Source organism: Streptomyces sp. NPDC002853 (genome assembly GCF_053591915.1).
Map to the genome: position 1 here is coordinate 142,227 of NZ_JBSFUS010000002.1, position 22,349 is coordinate 164,575.

Below are 22,349 nucleotides of genomic sequence, written 5' to 3' on the forward strand. Positions count from 1 at the left end.
TTAGACAAGTACGCCGTGCGACGAATGGCGGGGAGCCCGGCACCTACCAGCCACCCTCGAATGTCCATGCGAACCCATATCCGCCATCTTCGACGTGGTTGTCGGTGCCTCCGTTTAGGCTCATCAGCACGGTCATACGAGCAGGTGGGGGCAACCAGAAGATGGCTTCGGGCTTCGCAGTTGGACACCTCGTCGAGTTCCAGGGGGGCCCAGGAATCGGACGGGTAGGCGCGATCACCGATGGCTCGCTGCGCGTGGACTTCTTCGAGTCCACCGCCGAGCCCACGATCGAGTCCCAGACCGTCCCCGCGGTCGCATGCAAGCGGGTAAGGCTAGCCGCTCAAACGCGAGCGTTCCGGCACAATCCCAGCACGGGCGAGTGGATGGCCGGTCGTATCCTGGACACGACCCCCGACGGTTACTTCGTCCGGTTCCCCAACGCCGACTACGACATGCCGGTGCCCGAAACCGAACTCCGTGTCCGCTGGAACAAGCCGGTGCGCGACCCTCTTGAGGTCCTTGTGTCCGGCGGCAACGAATCCGGGCATCTTTACAACGCCCGCATCCCCATGCTGCACAACCTGGTCGCTCAGCGGGCAGCCAGCGCCAGCACCCCAGCTCTCCTGGCAGCCGCCGCCGAGATCTATCCCCACCAGGTCCGCGCCGCGCTGACTGTGCTCTCCGACCCCGTCCAGCGGTATCTCCTTGCCGACGAAGTCGGACTCGGCAAGACGATCGAAGCCTCGTACGTGGCGCTACAGACCTTGATCGACAATCCACAGGCACGCGTGACGTTCCTCGTCCCCGACGCCTTGCGCCGGCAGTGGATGGCTGAACTGCGTGCGAAGTTCTTCACGGACGACTTCCCCAGGCGCGTAAAGATCATCTCCCACGACTCTCCCGAACTGTGGGAACAGCATCACGACAGTGATCTCGTCGTAGTCGACGAAGCCCACCGGCTGGTCCAGGACCGCGACGAAACGGACCCCACCTATCGCCAACTGCGGGATCTCGCGCACTCCACGCCAAGGCTCCTCCTGCTGTCCGCCACACCCGTCACCTCCAGCCACACCACGCACCTGGGGCTCCTGCACCTGCTCGATCCCGACGTCTACAAGTGGAGCGAGAAGGAGGAGTTCGCAAAGCTCTACAAACACCGGGCCGAGTTGGCAAACCACGTTCTCAGCCTCGACGCGGAATTCCACCCGCTGCTGCCGTCCACGATCGACATGATCAAGGAGCTGCTGCCCCCCGAGGACTCCCGCTTTGCGCACCTCGCAGCTGACGTGCTCGACCTGCTCGACATGTACGAAGGCCTCCGCGACGAGACGAGGATGCCTGATCTCGAGGCGCGCGTGACCGCTCTTCGAGCGCACATCAGCGAAACGTACCGGCTGCACCGCCGGGTGATCAGGAACCGCAGGTCGAACGTCCTGCGCCAGAATGACGACTCGGCAGCCGTCGCCTACGAGGTGCGCGGCCGCGCCGAGCCGGAAAAGCTGACGGCCCAGTCATACTCCCCGGCCACCGACAGCCTCCTGGCGTGGCAGACCCAACTGTGGGGTCATCTTCTCGACGAGGGTCTGGAGAGCAGGCGCACCGACTACGCGCTGGCCCTGGCCGTGCTCGCCTCCCGTCTCGGCGGCTCATCTGCCGACTATCTGGACGCCCTGCGATGGCGGGTGCGCCGCGACAAAGGCGCCGCTGAGCGTGCCGGCCTCAGCGCCCGGGAGCGGAGGTACCTCTCCAGCGTGCCCGTGGCACCGCACGAAGCCGCGACTCTGGAGAACCTCGAGTCGGATAGCACGGGAAACGGAGCCCGGGAACTCGACGACCTCATCGACGCCCTCCTTCCCGCCCTGCGCAAGGGAGGCCGCATCGCCGTCTTCTGCGGTCCCGGCTCCCTTGCCTCGACACTCACCGCGCGCCTGCGAAGCCGCTTCCCCAAGGTGAGCTTCTTCGAGCACACCCGCAGCGCAGGCACCGACGCGTCTGAAACTGCGACTGCCTCGTGGCGAAAGCCCGTAGGAAGGGCTGCCGTTCTCATTGCCGACGACTCCGCGGAGGACGGCCTGAACCTCCAGGCAGCCCGGTCCGTGGTCCACGTTCGCCTGCCGTGGTCACCCAACCAACTGGAACAGCGTCTGGGCCGCACCGACCGTTACGTCGAATCCAACGAGCAGCGCCAGGCACCACGCCAGTACGTTCTCACGGACGCCGAAGCCCACAGCGACGAGTGGCTCTCGCTGCTCACCGGCGGGTACCACATCTTCGACGGGTCGGTGTCCACGCTGCAAGACGCCATTGCCGAGGGCCTCGCCGCTGTCTGGGCACAGGCACTCGAGCACGGGCCGGAAGGTCTGCCGGACTTTGCCGAGGCGGTTCAGGAGCAACTCACCCAGGCCCGCCGCGAGATCGACAGCATGGACACCCTTGAGTCGATCTTCGACACATCGCCCCACGACATCGACTTCGCCGAACGGCTGGCTACCTTCGACGCCGACTGGGCCACCACCCGCAACAGCCTGCTCGGATACACCGGACGGGACAGTTCGGACGGAATCAAACTCCGTCACACCGAACGCAAGATCAATGACGTGATGTGCGAGGTCTTCGACCTGAAGTCACGTCCCCTCATCTCACCTCACCTCTATGACCGCGCGAACCTCACGGAGGAGATGGCCAAGGGCACGTGCAGTCGCTCGGAGGCACTCAAGGCTCCCGGCACCCGGCTGTTCCGCATCGGAAACCGGCTGGTCGACACACTCGCCAGCGTTGTCTGGTGCGACGACCGCGGTCAGGCGACGGCCTTTTGGCGCGCGCAGGCGAGTCATCGCGGGGAGCCTGAGCCCTACTTCGGCTTTGACTACCTCGTCGAAGCTGACATCTCTTCGGCGCTCACGCTGACGCTGCCGCTCGTTCGGCAGCCCCGCGACGCGGAAACGGCGTTGCGGCGCCAGGCCGAGCGGCTCCTCCCGCCGTTCACACTGAAGGTGTGGGTTCTGGCCGGAGCGTCCGAAGCCCTGGCAAACGGGGATACCCGGAGGTGGCTGCAGGCCCCCTACCGCGCCACGGATCACAACTACAACTCCAAAAACATCCACGAGTTGATGGAACTGTTCGACGGGCAGGCCGGATACGCGACTTCTGCCCGGGGTGCCGAGGCAGTGGCTCGAGCAGAACTCAAGCGGGTGACGAGCTTGGCCGACACGTGCGCCGTGGCCCAGCAGCAGGGACGCCAGCGCCTGTCCGTAGCGAAGGGCCAGGCAGAAGCACGCCAGGCAGCTGGTCGACTACTGGGAGAGAAGGAGAATTACCTGCTGGATGTTGCCATCACCGACGCGCTGGTACAGGGACTGAGCAACCCGACGGTTCGCCTCGTGGCGGCGACATGCCTGGTGAAGCACGGGCTCAGGAGGATCCAGCGTGGCGACTGACAACTGGACCGGCGCCAAGACGCTCTTCGACCACCTGTCTCAGCACCGAAACCTCCAGCACCTCCCGGAGCTTCCCGGGGCGAGAGGGACATTGCGCAGGCTCCGTGACGCTCTGACCGGTGAATCCGGCGGGTGGCGGGACCTGGCCTCGCTCACCCGGCAGATCCTGCTCGAAGCTCAAGCGCGAGAGAACACCTCCGGGTTTACAGTTCCGCTCCTCCCGTGGCTGCCCACGCGCCAGCAGTGGGAAGACATGCACTGTCAGACGGCGGTGCGCGATGGCGGCGCCAACTTGTGGGTGAGCGCGCTGCCGTGGCACCCGCCCGTGCCGGACGCCGTTTCCCGCCAGGCAGCGCAAGAAGACCTTCGCCAGATCTATCTCGGTGAGGACTCACCCCACCGCCGCAAGCTGGACTCCTACCCGGCCGACCCGTTCTTCACCACCGCCCTCGGTGACGTCCACAGCCACTACGTCTCGGCCGGCCAGCGGCAGGCCGCCAGGGCCATCGCGCTCGCCGAGCCGGGAAGTACCACGGTCATCTGCCTTCCCACAGGGCACGGAAAAACCGCCGTAGCGATGGCGCCCGCGCTCCTGGCCAGCAAGAGCAGGGGTGTATCGGTGATCGTGGTACCCACGAGTGTTCTCGCAGCCGACCTGGAGCGGCGTGCCTTCAAGATCCTTGACGAGCACGGGCCGCACAGCCCCACACGCCGGTACGCCTACACCAGCGGACTGCCCGAAGAAGATCGACGGCTCATACGGGAGGACATCTCTACGGGCCGCCAACGGTTGGTTTTCACTTCGCCCGAGGCTCTCGTGAAGAGCCTGAAAGGGCCCTTGGAGGACGCAGCCGAGGCGGGGCTGTTCAACTACTTCGTGATCGACGAAGCCCATCTGGTCGAGCAATGGGGCAACAGTTTCCGCACCGCGTTCCAGACCATGTCCACTCACCGCCGTATCTGGCTCAGCAAGGCGCCAGAGGGTCGGCAGCCGGCGACCGTGGCGATGAGCGCGACGCTCACGGGTCAGCAGGTGCAGACGCTCGACACACTGTTCGCTTCGCCGCAGCAGGCCGAGATCGTGTGGGCATCCCAACTACGTCACGAGCCGAGCTACTACCTCGACATCTTCCCGAACGAGGACGATCGTCAGGCCGCCGTCCTGGAGGCCGTGTCGTACCTGCCGAAGCCGATGATTCTCTACACGACCAAGGTCATCGACGCGCAGGAGTGGGCGAGCCGGCTGCGTGGCCACGGTCTTCGCCGCGTAGCGAGCGTCACGGGTGAGTCCACCGATCCGCAACGGCGCGATGCCCTGGAAGGATGGACCGGCAGGACCACAGAGGGCGATGTGCCGACGCAATACGACGTCGTGGTGGGCACCTCCGCCTTCGGTCTGGGTGTGGATCTCGACGACGTCAAGACGGTGGTGCACGCCTGTCTGCCGGAAACGGTGGACCGCTACTACCAGGAAGTGGGCCGAGCCGGGCGCAATGGAAGCCCTTCCATCGCCTACCTGGCCACCACGCGCAAGGACGAGATCATCGCCAACCGGATGAGCGACGATGTGATCATCGGCGCCCCGCGCGCATGGCAGCGGTGGGAGGCGATGTTCCATACCCGAGAGACGATCCACGAGCGTCACCGGGTGAGTCTCGATTCCTACCCTCCTGACATGAACGAGGGCTTTCAGCGCAACCGGAAATGGAACATCCGGATCCTGAACATCATGATGCGATCGGGGATCCTGGCCGTTCATCCTCCACAAGCGCCCGTCATCAATGAGGGCGAATCAGATACGTCCTGGAGAGCGCGCCTTGACCTGTTCTACGCCAGCGCTGACGGCTATGCAGACGTGCAGCTCCTCGACTCCGACGCGAGAAACCCCGAGCAATTTGCCGTGCGATTTGAAGCTGAGCGCCGCAAGCTGCTGGATGGGCGGAGGTCGGCCCTCCGGGAGCTGAAGGCCACTCTGCGACGCGATCAGTGCACCGGCGATGTACTGGGGGCGTATTACCGAATCCCGCACGGCGACGGCTACCGCCGCACCGGGGTCACCTGCCGGGGGTGCCCCCACTGTCGGGCCGCCGCCGAACTCCTTCCCGCGGGGTTCTACCGACTCGCCGGGGAGCCGCGCCCACTACTCCCAACTCCCGGGGCGCCCGGGCGCCTGCCCTTGCTGCCCTACTTCGGGAACCGACATTGCCTCAGCCTGTGGTGGGCAGACGCCGACGACCAGACCCTGGCGGCACGCCTGGTGGAAAGCCTGGTCCGCCGCAGGATCTGCGTCGTCGGAGGACCGGGCCTGGACAATCGTCTCAGAAGCCAACTCCAGGCAACAGCACACACCCGCACGGTGATCTTCGACGACGACGGCGCTCTCCTCTCGGACTGGGCAGGCCCCGTCATCTGGATGGCCGATCCGGGCACAGACCACCCAGGGCCTCAGATCACTCAACGCTTCGCCTGGGATGCACCGACCTACTTGATCCACCCCAGGGTCATGCAGCATCCAGAACGCCGAGGTACCCCCCTCGTCGATGTCCACCCGGCGAACCTGTCGATCCGCCGTGCCCTGGAGGAACTCTGATGACTCTCTTGAACGTCGACGCAGCCATCCCCTCCCAGACATGGGCGCTCGTGCGACTGCTTACCTATTGGGGCAAGAGCATCGCTGTGGAGGAGGCACGGGCGCTGGTCAGTCCACCGTCCCTGCGTACAGAGGACACCTCGACCAGGCCTCCCTTCGACTGTGCCATCGCTTCCCTCAAGGCCCTGGAGTTGGCGCAGGTCGATACCGGCCAGCAAGAGCTCTCGCTGAACGGACCAACCAGAGATCTGGCCAGCAGCGATGATCTGGAGACCTACACCCGCATCCTGCGTCGCGCCGTCCTCAAAGCGGACTACAACAAGGATCTGGGTGCCGACAACGACGCGACGGGGCCCAAGGACCTGACCCGTGCGCTGGCCTGGTTCCTCATGCGCGACCCCATGGAACGACCGATCCACTGGGTCGCCGCACAGCAACTCCTGGATCAGGAGGACGGCAGAGACCGCAAACTGTTGAAGGAAGAGGTGCTTCCCCTCTTCACCAATGAAACTCGCTGGCTCCGGTTCGGGTACTGGGCCACCGCCCTCGGGCTTGCTGCCGCGCCTGTCTTTCGTACTGACGGCCGCGGCCCGCTCGTCCCGGACTGCACGCTTGCCGTCAGGCAGTCCGTGCTCGAACTGTGGCAGCCGGGCCAACGCGTGAAGGCCGTCGAGGCCCTGCAGATGCTGCGCGAACACCTGCCGGTCCTGCCTGGCGGCGCACACTCACTTGCGGTAGGGATCCCCAGCCCGGGTGACAGCGTGGCCGGCACTGCGCTCTCCTTTGCTCTGCTGCGTGGCCACGACGAGAAGTGGCTTCGACTCGAACACAACGACGACGCCCGGAAAATCCTCCTGCTGCACGACCCCGAACGGCCCGGAAGCCCCCGGCCCATCAGCGACATCACCATCCTGGAGCCCATCGATGGCTGACTTTCGCGGAGTGCTCTGCTGGGACCCAGCAGTGGCAGCCTCCACCATCAACACCGAGGCAGTCAGCCCGTCGAGGGCAGTCTTCTTGGCCACACACGCCCCGCTACGGATCAAGCGCGCACGGATCATGGACGGGAAAGAGATCGCCATCGAGGGCGATCCGATCGGCGAGAGGGCAGTCCTCACAGAGTTCATGGCGCTCCGCGCGGACAGCGGCGCCCTGCTCATGCCTGTCGTCGGCGACTCCGGCTCGGGCAAGTCGCATCTTGTCCGATGGGTACGCGAAGAGTTGGCCGAGATGAAGGAAGGAGCAGACCAGCGTGAGGTCATCTACCTCGAAAAGTCCAAGACCAGCCTCAAGGCTGTCGTCAGCACGCTCATCGCGAAAGCACACAGCACGGAGCTGGCACAACTCAAAGATGACATCAACAGGTTCACTGAAGGCATCGACGAGGAGTCCCTGGCACGGCGCATCCTCAATGAGCTGAGCGAGGCACTCGAAGCCACCCCTCCCCACTCGGAATCACGCCCCCTGGCCCGCATGCTCGTCGGCCCGGGCAAGCTGGCAGCGGTACTCCTCGACCCTCATGTCCGGGCGGAACTGCTCGCACCGGGCAATTTCGTGCCCGAACTGGCCCACCAGCTCATCCACAATCGCCGGGACGGGCAAGCGGACCGCCCCGAGGGCTTCAGCGTCAGCGACCTTCCACTCGACATCCGCGACATCCAATCCGCCTCCGGTATGGCGCAACGCCTGCTCGGCACCATCAGCACCCGCGGCGACCTACAAGGCATTGCCGTCGACCTGCTCAACAAGCACCTCGAAGCGGCCATCAAGAGCGCCGCGAACCTGGGAGCCGGCCGCCTCCTCGACGCGATGACACAGGTCCGCGAGGAATATCACCGCCAGGGCAAGGAGATCGTCCTTCTCATCGAGGACTTCGCCCTCATCCAAGGGGTCCAGCGAGACCTCCTGGATGCCGTCGTAGAGGCAGCCCACCGTGAGGGCAGAACAACCCTCGCACCTATCCGCACCCTCATGGCCGTGACAACCGGCTACTTCCAGTCCCTGGACGAGACCGCCCTGACCCGCATCCAAGCCGGCACGGGCTACGTCTACCACCTGGATGTGCCCTTCAGCCCCGAGGAGACCGGACGCACAGAGATCGCCTCGTTCGTCGGCCGGTACCTGAACGCCGGGCGGGTGGGCCGCGACGAACTCGAGCGCACACCCCCCAGTGAGGTCCCCAACAAATGCCTGAGCTGTTCGTTTCGGACCGAGTGCCACGCAGCATTCGGGGCAACCGATGATGGCTTCGGGCTGTACCCGTTCAACGAGTCCTCCCTCATCAGGGCCGTCCATTCAACGGCAGACCAGCACAAACCCTGGTCCTTCAACCCCCGTGTCGTGCTGGGAAGCGTCGTGCGACCGGTCCTGGTCGAACACGCCACGGCCATCCGGCAAGGTGAGTTCCCCGATCCCGCGTTCCGGCAACGCTTCCGGCCCACGAAGCTCGACCCGCCGGTCAGTCGTGACGTGCTCGGCTACGTGGCCGAGCACGACCCTGCCTCTGCGGAACGACGCAACCTCGCGCTCGAGTTCTGGGGAGATGCCCCTGAGCACGCCGCCGACCTCCACCCCACCATCCTGGAAGCCTTCGCTCTGGAGCCGCTGGGCGGCGAGACAGGACAACGCCGTCCCACTGCCTCTCCCCCCCGCTCGGGGCAGACCGACGACGGTGCGAAGAAACCCGGCACGGACGCCAACAACCGACGCGACGCGCTTCCCGGCGAACTACAGCGAATGCTGGAGACGGTAGATGACTGGGTAACCCTCGAAGGCGGCCTGGATACCGCCACCGCAAACCGGATCCGCACCGTCGTCTCCGCTGCCGTCGTGCAGCGCTACCAGTGGAACGCACCGCTGATGCGCGAGGTGGGCAGCACCGATCTGCGTAAGGCCGCGTGGCCGACGAAGGCGACCGTCGTGTCCATCGAGGGAGCCAAGGAAAGCCTGGCCGGCGTCGAAGATGCCCCCATCACGTTCTCCCGCCGCCCCAAGGACAGTTGGTTCTTCGACAGTCTACTCAGAGCGGATCGGGGCTTCCCGGCACGAGCTGAGGACATCCGAAGGCTGGCGTTCCTGGCAGAGCAGCACGGACGAGATCTCACTGCACGGCTGCAGCGCCACGTGCAGATCACCGACGATCACCTCGTCGCGGGTTTGCGCGCATCGCTGCTCGGGGCGGCGCTGGCGGGCACGGCCTGGCCTGGCATGACCCCTTCTCAACTCCTGGCCGCGGCGCTCGACGAGGGGCAAGAATGGCGTCGCGAGGACGCCGGGATCCGCCCAAGGAAGTGGATGGACCTGCTCCAGGGACACCTCCAGGCGCGGCCCGATCTCGTGCGGCAACTGCGCCATGCCGTCGGCATCGCCCAAGGCATCGGCGGCGTGAACATGGTCGATGCCGCCCGCGTCCTGCCTCTACTCGACAAAGCCGCCTCCGTGTGGGACTGGAATCTTCAGGCGTTGGATGTTCCCAAATGGGCGCGGCTGGCCGTCACCGGGTTCGCGTCCTGGACGACCATCGTCGAGGACCAACTGCACCGCCACACGGAGTTGCTCGACTCCATCCGCAGCCGTCAACCGCGTGGCACTACCGGCGTCCAGACCATGGCGGCGCTCCGGGACGCTCTCAGCGCGGCCCGAGAGGTCGGGCTGCCGCTGACGGCCGAGCAGACACGCCGATTCGACGCGCTCCTCCAGGGCGCCAAGAGCGCGGACTGGAAGACCGTCTCGGCACTTGAAGACGACCTGGCCAAGGCCAACGACACCACTTCCGACTCCGCGACGGTGCACAAGGCCGGCGTGGTTGCAGCGGTCAAGGACCGCGGCGACTCGCTCATCCTGATTCAACAACTGCTCGTGGCCAGCGACGACTGGCTGGATGCGGCACTGGCCAGCGCGCAGTCACGATCCAGCGGATCGGCAGGCGACAGTGCGGCAGAAGACGTAGGGCAAATCTGTGCGGAGTGGCAGGCACTCACCGCCGTTCCGTCCGCCACAGACGACGGGGAAGACCGGTGACCAACGTGTCCGTGTATGACAAGGCCGTGCACCTGCAAAACCGTGCCCGCCAGATCGCGGCAGGCGCCGTCGGGGAGAAAGAGGCGGCTCGCGTGCTGAGCCGCTCGAGGGAATTGCGGGCGGGCCTGGCCGAACTCAGGACCCAGGTGGAGCTGAGCCACGCGCTGGCCGCCTTGGGCGCGGCGCACCAGCCCGACCTGTCCGGCATCGACGCCGCGCGCTCCGCCTTCGAACGCAAGGCCCTGAACGGGCTGCCCAGTGACGCGGTCTTCAACACGGCCAGGAAGAAGGTGCAGGAATCCGCGAGCAGGCTCAAAGCGGAGAGCAGCGCGGCTTGGGCCAACTGGGCCACAACACAGGTCGCCGCTCTTCCCTTGGCCCGTATCCCCATCCTGTCGCGCGAAGAACGCGAAGCTGCACGCACCCGAGAGAAGGACCTCCGCCAGGCCGTCGCCACCAAGAACCTGTCCAAGGCAGACCTCACCCTCTTCACCGGCATGTACGCCCTCCTCGCGGAGTCCCTGCACGACAAGAGCGATCCCCCCGGCGAGCTGCTGGACCTCCTGGACGTGCTGGAAAAACGCCCCAACCCCACGCTCCGCGACATCACCGACAGCGACATTGCGCTGCTACGCCAGTTCGAGATGGACATCCACATCACCCTGCAGAGGAGCGGAGCGTGACAGAACAACTCGACATTCGCTTCGCGAACGAACTCCTCAACCACCTCGAAAACCACGAACTGCCCCTGCTGAACTGGGGAGTCACGGAGACCGCCCTCTCCAGGGCCGAAGTGATCGAGACCATCGACACTCTCCTGCACAGTCACGAGGCCGCCCCGACGGGCATGTCCGCCGACGCCGTACTGGAGGAGTTCCTGCTCCGCGCCCTGCTGTTCGAGGTGCCAGTGCCCGTGACTTCACCGCCGCGGTATCGCACCCGCCTGGCGGAGTCACTTAGGCTCACCACCGGGCTCCGGCAGCTCTTTGACCGAGGCGGCTGGGCGCAAGAGGAACAGCCCGGCTGGTGGCAGCACCAACGCCGCCTGGTCGCCGACTACCGGCTGCACGTAGCGCCGCGACGCTATCCCCACCGGGATATCCCGGCATCCGACGCCCTCGGCGAACTGGCTCAGCTGCCCCACTGGGGGGAGGTGCAAAGCCACGTCGCGACCGCCCAGTTGCAGGGCCGCAAGCTGGCGCGCTTCCAACTGGAAGCCACCCGCTCGGTGTTCACCTCACTCAACTCCGACCGGTCCAAGGGGATCATCGTCGGCGCCGGTACCGGTAGCGGCAAGACACTCGCGTTTTACCTGCCGGCCTTCGCTGCAATGGCCCAACACGCCCACCCAGGGGCGGCAAAGCGCGTGCACACCCTGGCGCTCTATCCGCGCAAAGAACTCTTGCGCGACCAACTGCGCGAGTCGATCCGCTCGGTGGACGACATCGAGGCGGCGCTGCGCGAGAGCAGGCGCCGTCCCATCCGAGTCGGTGCGCTCTACGGCGACACCCCGTGGAATGCCCGGGACCGCAGACTCGAACCGGACTCCGGGATGGCCACTGCCTGGAAGCGCACTCCCCATGGCGTGGTGTGCCCGTTCCTGCCCTGCCCCACCCCGTCCTGCGGCACGGGGGAACTCCAGTGGACCGATGAGGACCGCAGACGCGGCCGTGAGCAGCTGACCTGCACCCGGTGCGGCTACACCCTGCAGGACGGGCGCCTTGCGCTCACCCGGGAATCCCTCAAGAAGAACCCGCCGGATCTGCTGTTCACCACGACGGAGATGCTGAACCATTCCAGCGGCAACAGCTATCTGGGGTGGCTGCTCGGCTGGCGCGGCAGCCACTCCGCTCCCTCTCTTGTGCTGCTGGATGAGGTGCACACCTACAGCGGCCTGCACGGCGCGCAGGTGGCACTGCTGCTGCGCCGCTGGCGTGAGGCCGCCCGCCGCCCCATGACATTCGTCGGTCTGTCGGCAACGCTGCGCGACGCGGACAAATTCTTTGCGCAACTGGTCGGTCTGCGGCCAGGCGACGTCGACCCGATTGAACCGGCCGAAGAGGCCATGCAGTCCGAAGGCCGCGAATACGCCCTGGCCCTGCGCGGTGACCCAGTGTCAGGAACAAGCCTGCTGTCCACCTCGATCCAGACGGCCATGCTCCACGGCCGCATGCTTGACCTGGACATGAGGCAGTACCTGTACGGCTCCACCGGCTTCCTGTTCACGGACGACCTGGACGTCACCAACCGCTTCTACAACGACCTGCGCGATGCGGAAGGCGGCCAGAACCGGGCCGGCCGACGCAACGGCCGCAAGCCCGTCCTTGCGGGCCTGCGCTCCTCAGAACGCAACGAACACGCCGCTCGCTATCTGGACGGCCAATCCTGGGACATCGCCGAAAAGATCGGCCACGACCTCGACCCCACCCTGCAGCTCCACCACCTGCATGTCGGCCGCACGTCCTCCCAGGACGTCGGAGTGGATCACAACGCGAACCTGACCGTCGCGACCGCGTCCCTGGAAGTCGGCTTCAACGATCCACGCGTGGGCCTGGTGCTCCAGCACAAAGCGCCCCGCGATGCAGCCTCGTTCATCCAGCGGCGCGGCCGTGCCGGCCGAGAGCGCGGCACCCGGCCGATGACGGTGGTCACCCTCTCGGACTACGGCCGGGACCGGCTCGCCTACCAGGCCTACGAGACCCTCTTCGCGCCGCAGGTGCCTGCCCGAAGGCTGCCCATCGGTAACCGCTTCGTTCTCAAGATCCAAGCCACGCAATCCCTGCTGGACTGGGCGGGCGGCAAGCTCCGTTCGAAGAAACTGTGGGCCGACCCCCGCAAGATACTCAAAGCCCCCACCGGCCACACCGTGCGCGACGAGGACCGGCCAGGCCACGACATGCTGACCTCCCTGCTGCAGGCGATCCTCGACAAGCCTGACCTGCAGGACGATCTCGCCCAGCACCTGGGAAGGGCGCTGCAGATCAGCGCAGACGAGGTACAGGCCCTGCTGTGGGAGCAGCCTCGATCACTGCTGCTGTCGGTCGTTCCCACCGCGCTGCGCCGGCTGCGCAGTGACTGGTCGTTTCAGCGCATTGAACCGGGCGCCAAGGAAGGCTCTCTGCTTCCCGAGTTCATCACGCGCTCGCTCTTCGAGCCGCTGAACCTGCCCGAGGTCGAACTGCTGCTGCCGTTCACCACGAACGACACGTTGGAGCAGTTGCCCATCGCCCGAGCGCTGCGCGAGGCCGTACCAGGGCGCGTCAGCCGGCGCTTCGGGCACCGCCGTGACGAACACCGCACGTGGCTGCCGGTGCCGCCCGCCGGCAGCGACACCTTGCCGCTGCCCCAGATCGTGCAGCATGCCGATCCCGAGGGCACCTGGCATCCCGAGGGGCACGCGCCGGAGGGACTCCAGGTCTTTCGGCCCACCCAGTTGAACCTGGAGCAGCCAGGCCCGGAAGTCTCCGACCGGTCACAGGGGATTCCCCTCTGGGGCACGCAGATCGTCGTGTCCGATGAGGCGCCGCCGGCCCCGGCGGACATTCCCAACCCCTCGCTGTGGCACGAGCGCGTGCAGGCCGTTCGCTTCGGCACGCACGCCGCCGGCAATCCCATCGAGATGCGGCGCATGACCATCGGCGCCGACTGCCAGGTGGCGCTCGAGCGCGGTGAAGTCGAGACCCGCAAAATCTATTACGAGTTGCACGGCAAGCCAGCTGCCCTCGGCTTCAGACTGGGGGTCGACGCCGTGCAGATCCTGCTCCGGCCCCTGAATACCGAGGAGCCCGCGGTCAGGGAGTACCTTGCGTCACCGCAGTGGCGGTCGCTGGCGTTCTCGCAGACCTTTGCCGAGGACCCTGCACTCGATGATGTCGCGAACAAGTTCCAGCGCGCGTGGCTAGGGCAGGTCTATCTCACTGCCTTCGCACTCGAAGGCCTCAAGCAATCGCATACAGCCCGGGAGATTCGAGCATCGCTCGCTGACGGAGCGTGGACCGGGGAACTGCCCCGCATCCTGAGCGCCCTCTATCGCGACACCAACGACTCTGACCATGCCCTCGACAATGCGCGGCTGATCGACGGGCTCACGGAGTTGCTGCGCGATGCACGGGTTGTCGCCGCCATTGACAGAGCGGCCGAACACCTCGTCGACCCGGACATCGCTGCGCGCACGGCGGACCTGGCGCAGCGCGCCTATCGCGATACCGTGGCTGCGGCGATCCTCGCCGCCGCGCAGCGCGCCTGCCCCGACGCCCAGGACGGGGACCTGATTGTCGACGTAGTGCCGGGTGCTGCCAGCGGCGAACCGGCTGTCGTGTGGCTCAGCGAGACCTCCATGGGGGGCCTGGGCGTTGTCGAGAGCCTGGCGCGCTTCTACGGAGGGGACCCGCGCCGTTTCTGGGCGCTTGTCACCAGCGCGTTCGCCCCCAGCGACTACGAGTACGTAGATGCCACCCTTACCCGGCTGCTTCGTCACCTGACCGACGAGCCGCAGGGAGATGCCGCCGAAGCCATGCACGCATTGCGAGCAGCCGAAGATGCCGAGTCGGCCCAGGAGGCCCTGAACATTCTGCTGGCGGCATGGGAGCAGTTGGACGGCCGCCCCCGTCGCACGGCGGTATCAGCGTTGTCTACTCGCCTCCTTCGGCCGGGGACCGGACCCGACACTGATGCGCAGGCCCTGGCCATGGTGGACGCGTGGAGCAAGCTGGAGCAGAGGCTCGGAGTTGAAGTCGATGCGAACGTCATTGCTTTCGCCGTGGGCGACAAGCAGTTGAACGCCGGCGGATCCAAGCAACTGACGGCCGACCAGGCCTTCAGCATGCTCTGGCCGCGCGGACGGCAAGCCCGCACGCAAGATCTCCAGCACTATCAGCCCTACGCGGAAGCGCCGGTACTGGATCGCCTCCTGGTGCGCGAGGCGCACGACGACCGTCTGCCCCAGGTCGATGTCACCGCCAGCGACTGGGACCTGGCCTACCAAGAGGCGATGTCCGACAGCGGAGCCGCCGACCTCATCTGTCCCGCAGACGCCTCGTACGCCCTGGCCAAGGCGCTGGTTCGCGTGCCGGCCCTGCCGGTGTACCGGGACGTCTTGCGCGTCCACGGCGAGATCCGCGGCTACGCCAGACATCGAGACGAGCTCCGTGTACGGGTGGAGTTGCGGGAGGCAACCCAGTGAAGGATCTGACCAGAACCGTACGCACCAGCGCCCGCACAGGGCTGCGCATCGACTCGATACTGTCCGCTGCGCTGATGGCCGAGATACTCAACCCGAGCAACGACCTGTGGCTGGTCTCGCCGTGGATCACCGACATTCAGGTGATCGACAACAGCCACGGCACCTATGACGCCTTCTTCGGCGACGTCCCGCCCAGCGGATGGCGGCTGTCTGACACCCTCCTGCGCATCGCCGGCGCAGGGGCCCGCGTGCACGTGATCACGCGTCCGGATCCGCACAACGATGCTTTCCTGCGGCGGATCAGCGCACCCGGCGTGGAGCGAGTGCGCATCCAGCGCGACCCCGACGTCCACGAGAAAACCCTGTGCGGGCAGGAGTGGATTCTCACCGGGTCGATGAACTACACGGTGCGCGGCATGGCCAAGAACGATGAACTGGTCACCTACAAGGTGGGCGGGCCGGATGCCGGCCAGGCGCGGCTGGACCTGGCACAGCGGTGGAGGAGTGGCTCGTGACGCAGACCCAGCAGGAGCGGCAAGAGGCCCTCGAAGCGTTCCTGAAACGCTTCTTCGGCGCAGGAAACGGCGTCTGGCCGGGCCTCGAACCGGACTACCGCTTCAAGGACCGCACCCTGCCGTTCGTCGAGGCCCTTCGCCGCGGCGACGATGCCCCTGCTGTGCTCCCGCGCGCCTATACGGACCGTGATCGCTTCGTTGTCTACGTCATCGCGCGGGAACCCAGAGAACGGGCCAAAACAGCTGAGTTGATCCGAGCCTTCGCCGGCCCCACCTACATCACGTATGACGAGCGGGTCGGCATCCAGCCCGTCTGGCTGGACCCCGCCGACCCCGTCGAGCAGGCCATCCGCGACTACGCCGGCGACCGGACCACGTTCCGTCTGGAGACAGGGCGCACCCTCGAGCACCGCCGAAATCTGGCCGGGGCCTTGGAGCTGATGCAAAGGACTCAGGCACGCCGTCCCCCCAGGATGTGGCGGGTGGCCAAGCCGGTCGGTCGGCTCCTGGCCGAGTTCGACGCTTCCCTGTCCGCGGGAGCCGAGGCGGCCTCGAACGCGGTGCTTGACCATCTGGCAGCGGCGGGTGTCACTGCGGCCAACCTCGCAAACTTGAGGATCAAGCGGCTTGATCGGCTCGGCCGCAGCGAGGAGATCCTCCAACTCCCTGAACTGGCCGATGCCGTCCAGCAAGACCTCCCCTTCCCAGTCAAGGAAGCAATCCTGAACGCCGTGTACGCGGCGCTGGAGCAGCCTCTCGCAGAGGGCGATCTCCCGACGGCGCGGGGAAGGCTTGAGGAACGAGGACGGTTCGTCCCTGCCTTGCTGGATAGCGCTGGAGGCAAGTTCGGCGCCCCGGCCCTCTCCGTGCTGCTGCTGGCGGCCACCGTCCTTGAGGACCTCTCTGCCCTGCGTCGTCTCGTGGAAGCCGTGCAGGACCAAGCCCGAATCGACGCATTGCCTCCACTGCTCTGGCAGGACGCTCAGCGCGTCCTGGCTGCAGGCGATGCAGCGGCAGCGCCTACCGCCGAAGCGGATCCCGAGCCGCTGGTTGCTGCAGAGGACACGCCGCAAACCGGGCAGACCGTGGGCTCCTGGCCGACCTTCCTCGCTGCCGTAGCCGCTGGTAGCAGCGAGGGCACTTGGGCCATCAAAGAGCGCAGTTGGACCGCATGGCCCCCACCAGCAGACCACGATGCAGTCCTGGCCGAGCTGCTGGACGGATTGGAGAATCAAGCTGCCGAGGAGGCCTGGCGGGCAGTTGGGGCGTTCATCGAAGCCGTCGGATATGAGGCCCCCGCCGGCCGGACAGCCCATGCGTTCGTCCGGAACGCGGTCGCCTTCGACCGGTTCGGCCCGGGGGATCTCGCCGCGCTCCAGGCACTCGCGGAGATCGCCCTCCGTGCTGCCCCCTCCGCTCAGACTTACGCCGAGTTGCTCGATGAGATCGGCGCCTATCGCAGTCGATGGGTCTCCCCCGAACGAGCCGCCATTGCACTGGACTTCGTCGATCGCCTGTTCCTGGCCGCCTGCCCGCACGAGCAGGCCCGCACCACGCTCGCCTACGACCTGCTGGAGCCGCTGTGGCGCCACCAGGGCCGGCTCAACGAAGCAGACCTGGCGTTCGCCAAGCGTCTTTCAGGGGAAATGGCCATCTCGTTCTCCTGGCAGGAGCGGACTGCCTCCGACGGCGACCAGGAGTCGCTGCTCTCTGATATGCCGCCCATGAAGGTGCTGCTGTATTCCCTGGACGAAGCCGTACTGACGCGCTGCGCCGAGGAGATCAAGCAGCTTGCCCCCGCGGTGGACGCCGCCCTGGCCAGCGACCACGTCGGCAGTGCCCAACTCCGGCAGAAGGCGCGCTCAGCTGATCTGGTTGTCATCGCGACGCGCTGCGCGAAGCACGCGGCGACCGGCTTCATTACGCAGCACGCCCGTACCCACCACATCTTCTATGCGGACGGCAGCGGTTCGGCATCCATGCTGCGCGCAGCGGTGACTGGCCTCCGCTCCGCTGCAGGAAGCCGCTGACGCACCGGTGGCCTCCCCCGTTTTCGTGGGGGAGGCCACCGGTGGGTGAGCAGGAAGGTGTGACGACTACTTGCTGGCCCAGGCCTGCAGGTGGCTGCTGAGCAGCCGCACGTCGCTGGCCGTGTTCTGGAGGCTGTTCCAGCGGCGTTCCTGGCCATCTGCAAACGTCCAGGTGCCCGACGTCCAGGCGACGTTGCCTTCCAGGCCGCGCAGAGTGATGCGGACCTTGTCCCAGTTGACCTTGTTATAGGGGACGTCCGCGGTGAGCCGGTCCATGACGAAGCCCATGGCCTGGATGCCCACGCCGTGGGTCAGCCTCGACTCCTTGGGGGGCTTGCTCCACGCGTCCTCGAACATGCTCGCCACGGGCTTCCAGAAGGACAGCAGGTGCGCCAGCATCGCCTCTTCGTCGCCGGTGCCGTCCTCGGCATTGCGGTACTGGTACAGGGCGCCCTCGTAGATGCTGTGCTCCAGCATCTTCAGAACGCTGTTGTCCTTGATGTTGCCGCCGGGCGAGGTAGGACTGCTGATCCTTCCGCTGAAGGGGCCCTCCCCCATGTTCAGCAGGACCATGATCTTCGCCGCGAGTTGGCGGCGCGCGTACGAGCGGGGCAGTTGGCCAGTCGTCTCGGGCAGCAGTTCGTACACCAGACCCTTGGGCAGCGGCTTGGTCGAGTTAACAAGGATGAACTGCGACCGCTGCTCCTCCTGGGAGGCAATGAACCCCACCGCCGCGACGGGGAACTCCGCGAGGTCGGCGTCCCGGATCGCGGCACTGCGCTGCTGGCCGTCCACGAGCCAGGCCGGCTTTTCGTGCTCGGCGAGCGACTCGTCGACGGGGATGATCAACTCGCCCGGGACGGCGTAGTCGATACCCTTGCTGGGCCGACCCGCAACGAACTCCACCCGCTCGTCAAAGGCCAGGACCAGGGCGTTGGGCAGCATCGCCCCGTCGGACTCGAGGTAGCGGCGGATTGCCCGGATGTGGCTGAGGGCTTCGGGTCGCTGATACCCCTGCAGTTGCTTCTCGTCGTCGCGGCGAATCCGGGAGACGGCGGTGAAGTCGTGCAACTTCTTGCCGTCGACCGCGAAGCAGTAGATCTGCTTGTCGCCTTGATTCACTTGCAGGGCAGGGAGTCGCAACGCGTATCGGTCGGCCACATCATCTCCTAGGTGGGCAGTTCGTAGACATCGGGCGGTTCAGGTGTTCACGTGAAGTTGAGCCGGCTCATCTTCGCCTGGAGGACGGTCATGTTGTGAAATCCGCGGCGCTTGTTCCGTTCGGTGCCGCGGAAGATGACGATCTCGACGCCCAGGTCCTCGCAGAGAAGGCAGGAGCAGTGCTTCCAGGGCCGGTCGGCCAGGGTTTTCTTGTACTTATCGTGGTATTTGATCCACTTTTTCTCGTCAACGAGAGTCAAATAGGTCTCCAACGCCGCCATGGCCTCGTCCAGTCCCAGTTGCTCGTTGCCGTATGCACGCAAGGCGTGGAGGCATTCCCGCTCCGCCTTGATGGCGGCAGACTGGGAGACCACTCCCGCCAGGATCTGCCTCTTTAGCGCGGGGTTCCCGTCGACCTGGGGAACCCTCACGGCCGTGTAGGTGTCCTCGGCGGTGTGGAAGTTGTTGCGCTCGTCCATGAAGGCCTGCCGGAAGGCAGAGGTGCTGTCGAAGCTGGACACTCCGCGTTTGGAGAACTCTTCCATGCTGCCGATGCGGGTGATCCCCAGCAGGTGCAGTTTGGTGTTGTCCTTGTCGCGGATCTCTTCGATCTTGTCGAGGCAGGCCATGATCTCGTGCGTCTTGAGAGGGACCATGCCGCCCAGGGCGATGCGCTTGTACCCCATGTCCTGGAGTTGGGCCACGCTGTCGGCATAACTGGCCGGGCTCCACCCCTGGGCGGCCCCGAGGGGGATGACCTTGCTCTTGCGGGCCTCGATGCCGGCCAGGAAGTCCTCGGCGAGATTGAGCGAGATACGTCGGCGCTCGGCCCATGCCGGATCGACTTCGGCGTCGGTGGCCTCTGGCTTGTAGCCGAAGATCACATGGTCGATGCTGACGCCCTCATCGAACTGACAACCTTCATAGAAGTCGAGGACTTCTTCAACTGAATAAGGGGGGATCTTCTCATCAATATAGTTGAATGCGCCGCAGTCCCCGAGGCTGTCCATCCCGTCGGGAAGCCTGAAGAAGTTGCGGACGCCGAGGCGGTAAAGCCGCTGTCGCTGGGGGGCAGTGTACTTTCCCGCGCCTTTGACAGAGCCGTCGACGATTGCCTTGCTGACCAGTATTCCCTTGTACGGGGCGGGAGTTACCACCTGGTGCGCGTAGCGGTCATCACGCTGTCGGACGCGAAATACAGAGTACTCGTCGTTAAGGAAGTCGTAACTCGGGCTGACTTGGTCCTGACTGTCCGGAAAATAGAACTTCACGACGCGCTGGTCCTTGACTGAAAGTAGATACGAATCAAAAGGTTCGAAAGGGTACTGATATGCCGCGGCGTGTTCTGCAGTTCGTCCCAGGGGGTGTTGAGTTCAGGCCAACGCCCCTTGCTCCAATGGCAGTGGGGAGCGATGAGCGCCAACTCGGCCTTGACCCGTTCGTAAGCCTCCGGCGAACCCGGTTCGGCGACGGCGAGGACCCGGTCCATGACTCGGTCCATGAGTCGCCCCATCGAGCGGATACCGACACCGTGCATGAGGCGGCTCTTGGTCGGTGACACACCCCAGGCCTCGGGGAAGGTGTCCCGCACCGCGCTCCAGTAGGTGATGAGGATGCTGCGGATCGTGGCGGTGTCGACCGTCCCGTTCGAGAGATTCTTGTACGGGAAAAGGGCGCCCGACGGTTTCAGGGATTCCTCGATGGCCGAGATCAGGCTGTTGTCCTTCACCACGGCGCTGGATCGCTTGTCCGTGGTAGTCGACGCCTGCTTGATCAGTCCCTTGAAAGGGGAATCGGCGTCCTGATTCAGCGCATTTACCAGGACAGAAGGAAGCTTCTTCGCAGACAGCTTGGTCGGGAGTTTGGTGTGTACCTCGGGAAGGAGTTCCGTCACCAGGTTGCCGGGCAGGGGCGACACCGTGTTGACGCGCAGGAACTGGTCCCGCTGCACGTCGATGTCCTCGGCGACAAAGCCAGCCACCATGACGGGCAGTTTGGATCTCCGGGTACGCGCGAGCGCCAGGCTACGCTGCTGGCCGTCCACGATGAAGGCAGGCCGGGGAGCGCTGGGCGACTCGGGCAGGAAGATCTCCAGCGTCCCGATCGTGGACAGGCCGTCCGTGCTGTTCGGCCCTCGGCTCCCTCTGAACCGCACCGAGGCCGGCAGGGCAAGGATCAGACCGTTGGGGAACAGCACGTCCTCGCTGTCGAGGTACTCCAGGATCTGCTTCACGTGCTGCTTCTTCTCGGGCCTCTGGTACCCGAACAGTTTGCCCGCTTCGTCACGAGAGATCCGGGCGACATCGGCGACCCGGTCAATCTCACCCGCTTCGAGCGCAAACACGTACAGCGGGATGCCCGGATTCTGCTCGATCCGCAGGGCCCTGCGTCTGATGACGTCTTCTGTCACCGCTCCCCCATGGTCCTCTTGTAGAGATTCGCAAACCTGCTCTGCTCACAGGCTCGCCCGCTGTCGCGCAAAGCCCGCAGCAGCCGCGTTCGGGAAATGCCCGGCAGTTTCGCCGTCTCGTTCTCGATGAAGACGATCACGTCTTCATCCGACATGGGCTCTCGGCTGAACTGCACTGGCTTCGTGGTGGCTGCGGCCCACTCGTGCCAGGCCTTCTGCGTTGCCGGTGCGGTGAGCGCGCTGCCCCTGGCGTGCTCGAGCCACGACGCAGCCATGCGCACGTTCAAGCTCGTCAAGGTGCCCCCCAGCGCCCGGCTCAGCCCGGCGTCGGACCGCACGCGGTGCACTCCGGGGATCTCGCGCACGCCGCCGATGAGCAGCGACTCGCCCCCGAGTTTTCCCAGAGAGAGGAGTTCCCCTTCCATGGCACCCGCATAGACCTCGGACAAGACCATGAGTACCGGCCCACGCCGGCCGAGCTCCTGGAGCGTGGCTTGGCCGGTTCCCGCTTGCAGATGACCCCACCACTGAGCGTTTTCCGCGGTAGACGTGGCCACGGAGTCGGTGTGCCGGGTACTGAACGTTGCCGCATAAGCAGGCGCCCTGTACGTCTGCGGCTCCACCTGCTGCAGGCCCAGCCCGGCCGACGCCACCCACAGTTCCGCCTGGTAGCCCGCAGCCGAGGCCGCCGTCACCAGTCGGCGCGATCGCGTCCAGTGATCACCACGGTAGAGATCCGCGAGCACGGGCAGGGAAGACCCGCCGCGCGCGGTCGCGCCCTGCATGCGCTTCTGCCAGTTGTCGGAGCGTTGTTTCACACTGCCTGCCGGCAGGTTTCTGGCACACAGCGCTGCGTCCGGGCTACCGGCCTTGCGGTCAGTACACGTAACCACCAGTGATAGTTGCCCCACGCGGCTCGACTCCCGACACTCATAACTAGTACTTGATGGCGGTTACTCTACCTGTCAGTTGTCACGCTAGGCTGCACGCGTACACAACGGTCT

At 65.8% G+C, this 22,349-nt stretch carries 12 protein-coding genes; 8 read left to right on the forward strand and 4 right to left on the reverse strand.

Annotated features, from left to right (window positions below):
- Positions 1-161: 161 nt before the first annotated feature.
- From dpdE to dpdD, 8 genes are read left to right on the forward strand one after another with little or no spacing between them, the layout of a single operon-like run.
- Positions 162-3,437 carry a protein DpdE gene (gene dpdE, locus ACWD02_RS05100; protein ID WP_451204622.1) on the forward strand — a complete coding sequence of 1,092 codons (3,276 nt, stop codon included), beginning with the start codon at positions 162-164 and terminating at the stop codon, positions 3,435-3,437.
- Positions 3,427-6,027 carry a protein DpdF gene (gene dpdF / locus ACWD02_RS05105; RefSeq protein WP_451204624.1) on the forward strand — a complete coding sequence of 867 codons (2,601 nt, stop codon included), beginning with the start codon at positions 3,427-3,429 and terminating at the stop codon, positions 6,025-6,027. Before dpdE ends, dpdF begins: the two co-directional genes overlap by 11 nt.
- Positions 6,027-6,959: a protein DpdG gene (dpdG, locus tag ACWD02_RS05110; RefSeq protein ID WP_451204626.1), complete on the forward strand. Its 933-nt coding sequence runs from the start codon at positions 6,027-6,029 to the stop codon at positions 6,957-6,959. Before dpdF ends, dpdG begins: the two co-directional genes overlap by 1 nt.
- Complete coding sequence (dpdH, locus tag ACWD02_RS05115; RefSeq protein WP_451204628.1) at positions 6,952-10,047, forward strand: protein DpdH; 3,096 nt, start codon at positions 6,952-6,954, stop codon at positions 10,045-10,047. The genes dpdG and dpdH overlap by 8 nt, the downstream gene beginning before the upstream one ends.
- Positions 10,044-10,730, forward strand: a complete 687-nt coding sequence (locus ACWD02_RS05120; protein ID WP_451204631.1) for a hypothetical protein — start codon at positions 10,044-10,046, stop codon at positions 10,728-10,730. The genes dpdH and ACWD02_RS05120 overlap by 4 nt, the downstream gene beginning before the upstream one ends.
- Entirely contained in the window at positions 10,727-15,229 is a 4,503-nt protein-coding gene (gene dpdJ / locus ACWD02_RS05125; protein ID WP_451204633.1) for a protein DpdJ, read from the forward strand. Before ACWD02_RS05120 ends, dpdJ begins: the two co-directional genes overlap by 4 nt.
- Positions 15,226-15,744 carry a phospholipase D-like domain-containing protein DpdK gene (dpdK, locus tag ACWD02_RS05130; protein WP_451204635.1) on the forward strand — a complete coding sequence of 173 codons (519 nt, stop codon included), beginning with the start codon at positions 15,226-15,228 and terminating at the stop codon, positions 15,742-15,744. Before dpdJ ends, dpdK begins: the two co-directional genes overlap by 4 nt.
- Positions 15,741-17,774 (forward strand): protein DpdD, encoded by a 2,034-nt coding sequence (gene dpdD, locus ACWD02_RS05135; RefSeq protein WP_451204637.1) that lies wholly within the window; start codon positions 15,741-15,743, stop codon positions 17,772-17,774. Before dpdK ends, dpdD begins: the two co-directional genes overlap by 4 nt.
- Positions 17,775-17,840: 66 nt before the next feature.
- Here the strand turns inward: dpdD and dbpB (ACWD02_RS05140) are convergent, their stop codons facing one another.
- From dbpB (ACWD02_RS05140) to ACWD02_RS05155, 4 genes are read right to left on the reverse strand one after another with little or no spacing between them, the layout of a single operon-like run.
- Complete coding sequence (dbpB, locus tag ACWD02_RS05140) at positions 17,841-18,935, reverse strand: DGQHR domain-containing protein DpdB (RefSeq protein WP_451204639.1); 1,095 nt, start codon at positions 18,933-18,935, stop codon at positions 17,841-17,843.
- A gap of 47 nt (positions 18,936-18,982) precedes the next feature.
- Positions 18,983-20,206 (reverse strand): tRNA-guanine transglycosylase DpdA, encoded by a 1,224-nt coding sequence (gene dpdA / locus ACWD02_RS05145; RefSeq protein WP_451204641.1) that lies wholly within the window; start codon positions 20,204-20,206, stop codon positions 18,983-18,985.
- Positions 20,203-21,345, reverse strand: coding sequence for a DGQHR domain-containing protein DpdB (dbpB, locus tag ACWD02_RS05150; RefSeq protein WP_451204643.1), 1,143 nt, complete (start codon positions 21,343-21,345; stop codon positions 20,203-20,205). Before dbpB (ACWD02_RS05150) ends, dpdA begins: the two co-directional genes overlap by 4 nt.
- Positions 21,342-22,163: a hypothetical protein gene (locus ACWD02_RS05155; RefSeq protein WP_451204645.1), complete on the reverse strand. Its 822-nt coding sequence runs from the start codon at positions 22,161-22,163 to the stop codon at positions 21,342-21,344. Before ACWD02_RS05155 ends, dbpB (ACWD02_RS05150) begins: the two co-directional genes overlap by 4 nt.
- Between the last annotated feature and the right edge of the window lie 186 nt (positions 22,164-22,349).